This window comes from Tannerella forsythia (assembly GCF_003860135.1).
Classification (GTDB): domain Bacteria; phylum Bacteroidota; class Bacteroidia; order Bacteroidales; family Tannerellaceae; genus Tannerella; species Tannerella forsythia_A.
Genome location: NZ_RQYN01000004.1, coordinates 33,827 through 46,205 on the forward strand (window position 1 = coordinate 33,827; position 12,379 = coordinate 46,205).

Annotated in this window: 6 protein-coding genes; 2 read left to right on the top strand and 4 right to left on the bottom strand. The window is 54.0% G+C overall.

Going from position 1 to position 12,379, the window contains the following annotated elements; all coding sequences use genetic code 11:
* Positions 1-25: 25 nt before the first annotated feature.
* The gene (locus EII41_RS02005; RefSeq protein ID WP_124789219.1) at positions 26-2,380 is read right to left on the bottom strand and encodes a BamA/TamA family outer membrane protein; all 2,355 of its coding nucleotides are present in this window, start codon (positions 2,378-2,380) and stop codon (positions 26-28) included.
* Positions 2,381-2,455: 75 nt separating this feature from the next.
* On the opposite strand from EII41_RS02005, the gene EII41_RS02010 reads away from it, so the two are divergent.
* Positions 2,456-3,220: an RNA methyltransferase gene (locus EII41_RS02010; protein WP_124789220.1), complete on the top strand. Its 765-nt coding sequence runs from the start codon at positions 2,456-2,458 to the stop codon at positions 3,218-3,220.
* A 279-nt stretch (positions 3,221-3,499) separates the two neighbouring features.
* On the opposite strand, the gene EII41_RS02015 is transcribed toward EII41_RS02010, so the two are convergent.
* Entirely contained in the window at positions 3,500-5,794 is a 2,295-nt protein-coding gene (locus EII41_RS02015; RefSeq protein ID WP_124750906.1) for a cation:proton antiporter, read from the bottom strand.
* Positions 5,795-5,875: 81 nt separating this feature from the next.
* Here EII41_RS02015 and metH point away from each other — a divergent pair, with 81 nt between their 5' ends.
* Positions 5,876-9,565, top strand: coding sequence for a methionine synthase (metH, locus tag EII41_RS02020; protein WP_124789221.1), 3,690 nt, complete (start codon positions 5,876-5,878; stop codon positions 9,563-9,565).
* Here the strand turns inward: metH and EII41_RS02025 are convergent.
* Both EII41_RS02025 and metA read right to left on the bottom strand, forming a co-directional pair.
* Positions 9,534-11,387: a peptidase U32 family protein gene (locus EII41_RS02025; protein ID WP_124789222.1), complete on the bottom strand. Its 1,854-nt coding sequence runs from the start codon at positions 11,385-11,387 to the stop codon at positions 9,534-9,536. The two genes, metH and EII41_RS02025, sit on opposite strands and share 32 nt — an antisense overlap.
* Positions 11,388-12,335, bottom strand: coding sequence for a homoserine O-succinyltransferase (metA, locus tag EII41_RS02030; protein WP_124789223.1), 948 nt, complete (start codon positions 12,333-12,335; stop codon positions 11,388-11,390).
* Between the last annotated feature and the right edge of the window lie 44 nt (positions 12,336-12,379).

The window sequence follows — 12,379 nt, forward strand, 5'->3', positions numbered from 1 at the left end:
CCTTTTTTCCATCTTCTTTTAAAAATCAGAACGGATATCCGACGGCGAAATGCCACGCAAACTGATCGGTCAAGTTGGGGCGAGTAATGGCCCACTTCCGACGACCGATTTCCTGCGGGTTGTACGCTTTCATTCCCGTATCAAGACGGATCAGGAAGTAATCGAAGTCGAGCCGCACGCCCAACCCGTACGAGAGGGCTACTTCTTCGTAGAAACGCGTCAGATCGAAATTTCCTTGCGGTTGGTAATCATACTTACGGATCGTCCAGATATTTCCCGCGTCGATATAGGCGGCCAGCTCGAACTTCCAAAACAACTTGGTACGATACTCCAGATTGACATCGAGCCGGAGGTCGCCCACTTGATTGACGAAGGTCGTAGCATCCGTAACAGGCATGCTTCCGGGCCCCAGCGAACGTACCGACCAGCCGCGATTACTGTTCGCGCCGCCCGCAAAATACCGACGGGTAAAGGGCAATTCCTTGCTGTTGCCATAAGGATAGCCTATGCCGGCTCCGAGATGAAAAGCGAAAGAGTTGCGGTTATCGATCGTCAGGCTTCGTGCAAAATCGATGTCGCCTTTGACGAATTGCGAATAATGCGTACCGAAGAGTTTATAGCGGCCGTCGGCGTCTTGTCCCGTCTTCAGCAGATTCGATAGTCCGTACAACACGTTTCCGGCCAGTTCGACCGACAGACGCAGCGAGTACGTACTTCGTCCGCGTTTCATCGGGTCGTAATTGTTGAAAGAGTACGTATAGCCGGAGCTGACGATGAACAGATCGGAGTAGTTGTACTTGGCCGTAATTTCCGGCAGCGTATTGCGGAATGCCGTATCGATATGGAGCATATAAATATAATCTACGTCGAGCAGTTTAAACGTATGACGGGCCAGATTATTCGTCCGGCTCTGCCAGATGTAGTTCCAGCCTCCGGAAAGGATGGCGCGCCGATATTCCGGTCTTCGTTGCTGATCATAGCTGAACTTAAATTCGGTGGTGGCACGTACTTTTCGACGGAAGTCGTAACTTGCGAACGGAAAAACGAATGTAGGGAAGAGCATGGACGCTTCGCCGGCAAATTCCCAATAATTCCCCCAACCCGCATGGCTGTTCCCACCGGATAGCGCTTCGTAGGCTCCGCGTACTTTGGCCGCGAAGCGCTCCGATCCACCGAACAAATTACGGTGCTGATAGCTCAGGCTCGATGCGAAGCCCAAATCGCCGCTTGAGTTCGTGCCTTCTATTTCGATACCGAAACCTTGTGTTTGGGCCGGAGCCGTAAGAATGGTACAGTCGAGTTTCAGCGTGTCGTTTTCCTCGCGTTCGTCATAGCGGATATTAACGTGGCGCAAGGCACCCAGATTGGCAAATGCCGCATACGTCAGTTCCATATTCCGATCGCTGTACAGCTGTCCGGGTAAAAGGTAGCAACGGCGCGAAAGTACCTCAGGACGCAAGCGATGTTTTTTCGTATTGTTATAGACCCATACGCCTCGTTCCCATACGGAGTCGACCGGTGCGATACGCGTATATTCGGGTGCTAACGGATCGTAGCCCGTCACGACGCTTACCTTATCGATATAATACCGCCGGTGAGGACGCTCTTTGACCGAATCGGAAGGCATAACCGAGCGAAAGGGCTTGATGTGCAGATCGAGGTCGACGAGCTGTTGACGTTGTCCGCTGTCTGCATGAAAATAAATATAATCGCGATGAAAGGCATAGTATCCGCGTCGGCGCAGCAAGGTCGTGACGCGTTGCCGCTCTTTATCGAGCACATCGCGGTCGAAAAGGCTGCCGGGACGTACCAGCGGCGTATATTCTTCCGGTACCGAACGGAACAGCCCTCTGAACCACGATACGGGCGGAGCTTCCAGGCGGATGATGCTGTCGATACGCGCGTCGTCGACTTTCGTCCGATATTCGCGGATACGGTACGGGTCGCCGGCGGCAATAATATAATGTACCGCCGCTTTTTTACGCGTCGTCGTATCGATGGAATAACGCACATCGGCGTGTACAAATCCTTTATTGATCATATAGCGGTGAAGTTCGTCACGCGACTGCCCGACAAGCGCCGTGTCGAGAATTTCGGGCGGCTCACCGATGCGGCGCAATTGCTTGTTCAGCCATCGTTTCTCGTTGCGCCCCGACCAGCTATAGACATACAGCGGCCATTTCAGGATACCGAACACTTTATAATTGGGTTGTTGACGGAGATACGATCTGAGATCGTCGGCTTTCACGCGGGTGTCATCGACCGAAATATCTACTTTATCCAGCAAGTATTCGCCCTGTCCCACATATTTTGTCGTGCTGCACGACCAACAACATACGGCAAGGCTTATCCAGAGCATCAGGCGGACATTTCTTTTCATATCGTCTTTTAGCACCACAAATGTACGCGAAATAAATTATTTGACGTACTTTTGAGTTCCTAAAAATGATGCGGCATGTTGAGTAAAGCAAAAATAAAACAGGTGCGGGCGCTGGAGATGAAGAAGTATCGGGACGCGCAGCAGATGTTTGTGGCAGAAGGGAACAAGCTGGTGGCGGATTTGATGAAGGTCTTCGCATGCGAATGGATGGCAGCCTCTCCGTCGTGGATCGAGGCGCAACCTGACTTGCCTGCCGGCGAAGTAATCGAAGTCCGTGACGACGAGATGCGAAAGATCAGCTTCCTGAAAACGCCTCAAGAGGTGCTGGCCGTTTTCAGACGACCTACCTACCGGCTCGACGAAGCCGATCCCGACGCACAACTCGTCCTCGCCCTCGACGGCATTCAGGATCCCGGCAATCTGGGAACGATCGTCCGACTGGCCGACTGGTTCGGCATCGCACACGTGGTTTGCAGTACGGACACGGCCGACACCTTCGGGCCGAAAGCCGTACAGGCTACCATGGGAGCGCTGGCACACGTACAGATCCACTACACCGATCTCGTCGAATACCTCAAACGGCACCGGACACCGCGATACGGCACGTTTCTCGACGGTGAAAACCTGTATCGGAAGAAACTCTCGTCTACCGGAATCCTCGTCATGGGAAACGAAGGGAACGGCATCCGGCCGGCTGTCGAGGCGCACATCAACGAACGACTTTTCATCCCGAACTTCCCCGAAGGACGCTCATGCGCGGAATCCTTGAACGTAGCCGTAGCCGCCGCCGTGGCCTGTGCCGAATTCCGCCGGCAAGCGATACAGTCGCCTGTTTCATGACACGGAACGACGTATCGCCATCGTATGCCGTCAACCCCTTCTCCCGATTTTACGTGCACCTTGGAAACGTCGTTTTTTCTTTCGCACGAAATTATTTGATCGTAGAAACGCCGTTTTTAGCATCACGACAAATTATTTGATCGTAGAAACACCGTTTCTGGCATCACGACAAATGATTTGGTCGCAGAAACGCCGTTTCTAGCATCACGACAAATGGTTTGATCGCAGAAACGCCGTTTCCGGCATCACGAAAAACCGTTTGATGGCAAAAACGCACGTTTACGCCTTCTCCCGATGGTTAATGATCAGTGTGGAGGGCATATCCTGAAGCGCGTCTTTGCATTCTTCCGAAATAATGTTCCACGCCGTATAGCTGACGAGCATAAAATCATGATCGCTGAACGATTCGCTCATCACGTTCTTTTCGGGGAGGATGTGCGCGTTTTCCGTTTCGTTCGTAAAGTCGGTCAGGGTACGGACGATGTGATCGCTTGGGTCGGTGACGAAATTCGTCCGGTTCAAAAGGCTGACCGTGCCATGCGTCGACCGCAGCAGCACGCGCACGTAGTCGAGCAGGATCAGGTCGTCCGACGAATTGATAAGAAGCAGGATATGATTAGCCTGCGCGAATCCGCGATTGATAAACACGCCCACCGACGAACGACTCTGCTCGATGAATTCCTTCGTCTTGTCGTGAATCAGCGATCCGGGCGAGAACAAATCCTGCACTTTGAGCTTCTTGAAAATGCCGAAGAACGACTTCTGAATGCTCCGCGCGTCGATGTCGGACGAGAGATTGCTCATCGAGATGCCGGCGCCCACGAGCAGGAAGTCGTACCGCTCGTCGTTGACGATGCGGACAATCGATTCGCTCGCGTTGTCGGCCACCTCGTAGCGCGTATGTATTTGCATATTGAGCTTGCGCGCCTCGTAAAGGACAGGCCCGAAGCTGACGCGCTCGAAATTGTCGGTATGCAGCGGGTTGACGTCCGACCCGACCGTCAGATGCAACGCCGTCAGATCAAGTTTATCCTTACCCTGCGAGAACATCTGGTGCGCCACATCGAGCATAATCTGTCCGTTGCCCGCCCGCCCGAACGAGAGCAGCACTTTAAACCGTCCTTCTTTAAATTGTTCCATCCGTTGTTGTTTGATCTTCTCGCCCGTGCGGAAGCAAAGATTGATGAATTTGAGGAGCGGAGTCGTCATAAACGTGGTGAAGAGCGTCATCAGAATCAGCATCACGAAGACAGGGGGCGGGAGAATCTTCATTTCATAACCGATGGTCAGCGCGATCAGCTCCATCAGACCGTGCGTATTCATCAACGCGCCGAGCGAAAAGCTGCTCTTCCAGCTTTCGTTTTCGAAACGTGCCGAGATCAACGCCCCGCCGAACTTCCCCACCGTCGAAATCACGATAAAAAGCAGGCAGGTCAGCCACATGTCGGGCGAGTCGATCAGCCCGATTTCGGTACGCAACCCCGTCGAGGCGAAGAACAAGGGCAGGAATAATACGAGCGATACGTCTTCCACCTTCTCCGTCATAATTTTGCGAAAACGCAAGTTCTCCGGCATCACCAACCCCGTCACGAAAGCGCCGAACAGCGCGTGCAAGCCCAAAATTTCCGTCAGATAAGAAGACGTCAGCAAGAGCAGGAACATCAGCGTCACGAGCGGTTTGCTCACGACTTCCTTGTTGTGATACAAGTTTCCGACCATCCGCAGCAGCGGACGCACCACAACGAACATCATCAAAATATAGACGGCCGCGAAAACGATGTTGTAGATCGCGCTCAGCATCGTGCCGGCCTGCGCCACCGCGACAACGATGGCCAACAGGCACCATGCCGTGACGTCGCCGTTGGCCGCGCTGGCCAACGCCACCGTGCCCAGATGCGTACGCGTCAGACGATGTTCCTGAATGATGCGCGCCAGCACCGGAAAAGCCGTAATGCTCATCGTAATCCCGATAAAAAGCGCGAAAGGCAGAAACGGCGTATCGTGATAAGCATACTGGTCATAGACGAGATAGGCCGCCACCATGCCGAGGAAGAACGACATCAGCATACACGTATAACTGATCATCATCGTCTCGCGCAACTTCTTTCGTACTACGCTCATGTCCAATTCCATCCCGATGGTATACATAAAAAGCATCAGCCCGAACTGACTGAGCAGGTTGATGTTCGACAACGATTCCTTCGGAAACAGAAACTGCGAAAAATCGGGCGCGAAATGTCCCAAAACAGACGGACCCAAAATGATTCCCGCCAGAATCTCACCAACAACCATCGGCTGACCGATCTTCTTGAAAATCATCCCGACGATGCGGCACGTAATCAGGATGACAATGATTTGCAACAGCAACAATCCGAACGAAGAATGAATATGCTCGGAAACCAGTCGCAGAAACACGGCAAACCCCTCCGCCAAATTCTTCGGCGCATCGGCTTGCATAACCGCATCGGCCACCCTCTGATGGCTCTGACCTTCGCGGATGACGAGATACATCAACGACCCGAAAACCAAAATCATCAACGCATAAAACAGGAAACTTTGGGTACCTTTTTTCATCGACGGATGCTATTTTCGGACAAATGTACACGATAATTTTTAAATTCCGTACTTTTGCATGCTCCAAAATACAGCATATTCATGACGAAAAAAACGATCCAACAATTACTTGACGAGCGCATCCTGATCCTCGACGGAGGAATGGGAACGATGATACAAGGCTTTAAACTCACCGAAGCGGATTACCGTGGCGAACAGTTTGCCGATTTCCCCGGAGCGCTCAAAGGCAATAACGACCTGCTCAACATCACCCGCCCCGACGTGATCCGTTCCATACACCGGCAATACCTCGACGCCGGTGCCGACATCTTTACCACCAATACGTTTAACGCCAACGCCATTTCGATGGAAGACTACGGCATGGCATCCCTCGTGCGCGAGATGAACCTCGCGGCCGGGAAGTTGACGCGTCAGCTGGCCGACGAATACATGAACGAGCATCCCGAACGTTCCGTCTTCGTAGCCGGATCGCTCGGCCCGACGAATAAAACCGCCTCGATGAGCCCCGACGTGAGCGACCCGGCTTTCCGAGCCGTCTCATACATGGATTTGTTCCGAGCCTACCACGAACAGGTCGAGGCGCTGATCGACGGTGGCGTAGACCTGATCCTCTTTGAAACGACGTTCGATACGCTGAACGTAAAAGCCGGTCTCGAAGCGGCGTTGGACGTGATGCGGAACAAAGCCTACGAACGTCCCATCATGCTCTCGCTGACCTTATCGGGACAGGGAGGACGCACGTTCTCCGGTCAGACCCTCGCCGCTTTTCTGGCCTCCGTCCAACATATTCCGCTGATGAGCATCGGGCTGAACTGCTCCTTCGGAGCGGCCGATATGAAACCGTACCTCAAAGAACTGGGCGACATCGCCCCCTACTTTATCAGCGCTTATCCGAACGCCGGCTTACCCAACCAGTTCGGACGATACGACGAGACCCCGGAGAAGATGGCCGCGCAAATCAAAGACTTCATCGACGAAGGACTGGTAAATATCGTCGGGGGATGTTGCGGGACAACCCCCGCGCACATCGCCCAATACTCGGAACTGACGGCTCAGGCACGTCCGCACACACCCGTGCCCGCACCGGACACGCTTTGGCTCTCCGGACTCGAACTGTTGGAAGTCAGGCCGGAAAACAACTTCTTGAATATCGGCGAGCGTTGTAACGTGGCCGGTTCGCGAAAGTTCCTCCGCCTGATCAAAGAGAAGAATTACGAAGAAGCGCTGACCATCGCCCGCAAGCAGGTGGAGGACGGCGCGCAAGTGCTCGACATCAACATGGACGACGGACTGCTCGATGCCGTAGAAGAAATGAAAACCTTCCTCAACCTGATCGCTTCCGAGCCCGACATCTCACGCGTCCCGGTGATGATCGATTCATCGAAATGGAAAGTCATCGAGGAAGGGCTTATGTGCGTGCAGGGTAAAAGCATCGTCAACTCCATCAGTCTGAAAGAAGGAGAAGAAGAGTTTCTGACACATGCCGCGAGAATACGGCAGCTGGGGGCGGCCACCGTGGTGATGGCGTTCGACGAGCAGGGACAGGCAGACGTTTTCGAGCGTAAAATCGAAGTCTGCGAGCGCGCCTACCGTCTGCTGACCGAGCAGGTCGGGTTCCCTCCGCAGGACATCATCTTCGACCCGAACGTGCTGGCCATCGCGACCGGAATGCCCGAACACAACGGTTACGGTCTCGATTTCATCCGTGCTGTGGGATGGATCAAAAAGCATCTGCCCGGAGCGAAAGTAAGCGGTGGCGTGAGTAACCTCTCGTTCTCGTTCCGCGGAAACAACTACGTCCGCGAAGCCATGCACTCCGTCTTTCTCTATCATGCCATTCGCGAAGGCATGGATATGGGGATCGTGAACCCATCGACGTCGGTCACGTACGAAGATATTGAACCGTCGTTCCGGAATCTCCTCGAAGATGTGATCTTGGCACGTCGTCCCGAGGCGGCCGAGAAACTGATCGCTTACGCGCAAAGTCATATCGAACAGGCCTCCGGCGAGCAGGAAAAGAAGCATGACGCATGGCGTGACCAGTCGCTCGACGAACGACTCGAATACGCGTTGCTGAAAGGGATCGGCGATTTCCTCGAGGCAGATTTGGAAGAAGCTCTCAAGCAGTACGGACAAGCCGTCGCCATCATCGACGGGCCGCTGATGAACGGGATGAACCGCGTCGGTGAGCTGTTCGGCGCGGGAAAAATGTTCCTCCCGCAAGTCGTGAAAACGGCACGCACGATGAAGAAAGCCGTCGCCATCCTCCAGCCGGCCATCGAAGCGCAGAAGACTACGTCGGGCGCGACCAAAGCCGGCAAGGTCGTCTTCGCCACCGTCAAAGGCGATGTGCACGACATCGGCAAGAATATCGTCTCGATTGTCCTGACATGTAATAATTACGAAGTGATCGACCTCGGCGTGATGGTGCCGGCCGAAAAAATCATCGAAACGGTACGCAACGAACAGCCCGATCTGCTCTGCCTGTCGGGACTGATCACTCCGTCGCTCGAAGAGATGGTGCATGTAACCGACGAGATGCAGAAGGCCGGCTTCCGTATCCCGATCATGGTAGGCGGTGCCACCACGTCGAAACTGCACACGGCACTGAAAATCGCTCCGCACTATGACCATCCGGTAATCCATGTGCTCGATGCCTCACAAAATCCGCTGATCGCGGCGAAGCTGCTCAATCCCGCCACGCATGATGCTTATGTGACTGAACTGACGAACGAATACGAGCGTCTGCGTCAGGCCAAATCAAACGAGGAGGTGAAGCCGCTACTGCCGTATGCCGAAGCGCAAAAACTCGGACAGCCAACCGACTGGGCGAACTATATCCCTGTCGTACCGAAGAAGAAAGGCTTGCAACAAATCGATATTCCCATCTCCGAGGTCGTGCCCTATATCAACTGGGTTTTCCTCTTTACGGCATGGCGGATAACCGGCCGTTACGATGATCTGACGCAACTGCATGACTGTCCGGCATGTCGCGCCGCATGGATCGAAAAACGGCCGGAAGCGGAGCGGGCCAAGGCGAAGGAGGCCCTGAAACTGTATGACGATGCGCAGGCGGTGTTGAGAAAACTGATGGCCGACAAAGCATGCTGCAAGGCGCGTTATGGCATCTTTCCTTCAGTGAGCGAGGGCGATAACATCCGTATTGCCGATACGGTCATTCCCGTCTTACGTCAGCAACTGCCCAATGTCAAAGGATTTTGCCTCTCGCTAGCCGATTATGTCATGCCGGCCTCCGAAGGACGGGACGATTACGTCGGGGCGTTTGCGGTGACAGCCGGCGATTGCATGGAAGAGCTGCGCGCGCAATATGAGAAAGAGGAAGACAGTTACCATCTGATGTTACTCCAGACCCTCTCCGACCGTCTGGCTGAGGCTTCGGCCGAGTACCTGCATACGAAAGTACGTCGTGAATACTGGGGCTATATACCGGACGAACAACTCTCTTTCGACGAGATGATCCGCGTTCGGTACCGAGGTATCCGCCCGGCCGTAGGCTATCCGTCACTACCCGATCAGGGATTGATTTTCAGTTTAGACCGGTTAATCGGGGTTGACCGGATCGGCATCACGATCACCGAGAACGGAGCGCTCTCTCCCACCTCGTCCGTAGCCGGCTTCTATTTCGCACACCCCGAATCCCATTATTTCATCATCGGTCGCATCGGCGAAGATCAATTGGCAGACTATACCGCCCGTCGTGGCGAAACGGCCGAACAGATCAAGAAGTTTCTGGGGAGGCTGACGGAGTAAGTAGTACCCGCATCTCGCATCGCCGGCAATCGAACTCAAGTCTTAGAGAGGTCTCTTTGTATTTGAGGTAGAAGGGCTCTCTATACGGTGATTTCCGCTTCTGATGCACCGGACACCAGCCCATGCTGTAACGCAGGCAATGTTTGGTGTACATCAGCGGAACTCCGTCAAGCGGTTTTTCTTCGTAGGCACGCTCAAGCCGCTGCACCCCGTGCCGGCGATAAAACGCTTCGGCTTCGGAGTTATAAATGTTCGCCGTATAATCGAGCGTCGCGGAAGGAAATGCAACGGTTTCATCACCTGCCGGACGCTTGGCATACCGACGGGGATAGCGGATCCGACGCACGGCGAGCAACTTTTCTACCGCCTCGCGACGCATCTCGCTCAACAACGACGAAGGCACGAAATAGTTTTCGCACATCGTCACCGTAACATCTTGGGCTTCGAAGGGCGTCCCGCCGAGCTTCGACAACTGCACGCGGATATTGTCGGACTGCGGTTTCCGTGCCGGCTCATGCGCAAACGGCCGAACGACCGTCACGCAGGCATCCGTCTCGTCCGTTATCGTCAAAGCAAACCCTGCGAGACAATCGCTCCATTCCATCGTGACCTTGATCTTACGCTCGGCCGACGGCTTTGCCAGCATCGCCTCGAAATCATGATCGAAATTACGATACAGAACCGTCTTCGATTTTACGGACGGCATCTGAGCAGGAAAGACGCGATGAGCTTCCGTCCGGTTCACGCGAAATCCTTCCAACTCGCCCCGTGTGTTGAGGAAGACAAGGCCGTCTCCGTTATGTAAAGGCTTCAGGCCCGATACGGTCAACGATCGTCCCTGCACATCCTTCACCGTTCCGACCGGTTCGCCAATCGACTTGGGCGTATCGAACGACGTGATCTCCGCCTCCCGACCGTGCAGAAAATATCCCGTAAAGCCCCGGTTGAAACTCTTCTCCGGACGCGGCTCGAACGTGAAAGACGAACGTCCGGCAGAAGCGCCGAAGAACTTGGGATGCTTGGCCATGATCGCGTCTAAGTGGCGGCGGTAAAATGCCGTGATGTTCTTAACATACGACATATCTTTCAGTCGCCCCTCGATTTTGAACGACGTAACGCCGGCATTCATCATCGTTTCGAGATCGTCCGAGCGATTCATATCGCGCAGTGAAAGCAAATGTTTACCGGATGCGATCGTCTTGCCGTCCGCATCGACCATCGTATAGGGCAGACGACAACATTGCGCGCAGGCTCCACGGTTGGCACTGCGCCCCGTAAGCGCCTGACTCAGGTAACAGCGCCCACTGTAACTGACGCATAAGGCGCCGTGCACAAACGCTTCGAGCGTTACATTCGGGACGTGCGCGGCGATCTTCCGTATCTCTTCGAGCGTCAGCTCACGTGCCAGCACCACCTGCTCGAAGCCCGTACGACCGAGGAACGCCACTTTTTCGGGTGTACAGTTATCCATCTGCGTACTCGCGTGCAACGGAATCGGCGGGATATCGAGGCGTGTAATCCCCATATCCTGCACAATCAGCGCATCGGCTCCGGCATCATAAAGCCGATGAATCATCCGTTCCGCATCCGTCAACTCCTCGTCTCTAAGAATCGTATTCAGAGCAACGTAAATCTTTACATTATATATATGAGCAAAGTCGCACAACGCACGGATATCGTCGAGCGAATTACCGGCCGCCGCACGCGCGCCGAACTTCGGCGCACCGATATATACGGCATCGGCTCCGTGCAGCACAGCCTCCTTGCCACAGAGCAGGTCTTTGGCCGGCGCGAGCAATTCAATCGGTTGAGCTATCATCATTCAGACATTAGGGCACGACAAATCTCCGAGCCGGCCGATGTCGGCACCGCAGAAAGGTGTCTCCTGATAGACATAGTAGTTCAGCCAGTTCGTAAATAGCAGGTTCGCATGCCCGCGCCAACGCACCAAGGGTGGCTTCGACGGATCGTCGTCCGTATAATAACCGACAGGCTTTTCGATGGGTAATCCTTTGGCCACATCGCGCTTATATTCTCCGTCGAGCGTATCGGGCGCATACTCCGAATGACCGGTAATGAAGAACTCGCGTCCACCGCGTGCCATCATCATGTAAACACCGGCTTCCTCACTTTCGGAAAGAATCTTGAGTTCGGGAACTTGCATGATATCTTCGCGTCGCACCTCCGTGTGTCGACTGTGGGGAACGTAGAATTCATCGTCGAAGCCCCGGAAAATGGAGAGGTACGGATCATTCAGGGTATGGCGGAAGATACCGAATTGCTTCGCGGGCAAGTCATGCTTCGCGACTCCGTAGAAATGATACAAGGCCGCTTGTGCCGCCCAACAGATATACAAGGTGGAGGTGACATGCGTCCGAGCCCATTCGAGAATCTGCGTCAGCTCATCCCAGTAGGTGACTGCCTCGAAAGGCATCCGCTCGACAGGCGCGCCGGTGATAATCATCCCGTCGTAAAAACGATCGCGCATCTCGTCGAAATCCTTGTAGAACTCGCGCATGTGCTCGATAGGCGTATGTTTCGGGGTATGTCCCTTGATCTTCATAAGTTCCAGTTCGATCTGCAAGGGAGAATTGCTGAGCAATCGTACGAGATCGGTTTCCGTTGTAATCTTCAACGGCATCAGATTGAGTACGACCACACGCAACGGACGAATATCCTGTTTCGTTGCCCGTAACGAATCCATCACGAAGATCTCTTCTCTCTTCAACAGCTCAATGGCAGGTAAGTTTGGAGGTAAGTTTAACGGCATAATTTAGTTTGAATAAATGATATAAGCGGTCATATCGGCATTGA

Bases quoted from the DNA above. Each gene is read 5' to 3' on its own strand.
- EII41_RS02005 (WP_124789219.1), bottom strand. From the start codon at position 2,380: ATGAAAAGAAATGTCCGCCTGATGCTCTGGATAAGCCTTGCCGTATGT.
- EII41_RS02010 (WP_124789220.1), top strand. From the start codon at position 2,456: ATGTTGAGTAAAGCAAAAATAAAACAGGTGCGGGCGCTGGAGATGAAG.
- EII41_RS02015 (WP_124750906.1), bottom strand. From the start codon at position 5,794: ATGAAAAAAGGTACCCAAAGTTTCCTGTTTTATGCGTTGATGATTTTG.
- metH (WP_124789221.1), top strand. From the start codon at position 5,876: ATGACGAAAAAAACGATCCAACAATTACTTGACGAGCGCATCCTGATC.
- EII41_RS02025 (WP_124789222.1), bottom strand. From the start codon at position 11,387: ATGATGATAGCTCAACCGATTGAATTGCTCGCGCCGGCCAAAGACCTG.
- metA (WP_124789223.1), bottom strand. From the start codon at position 12,335: ATGCCGTTAAACTTACCTCCAAACTTACCTGCCATTGAGCTGTTGAAG.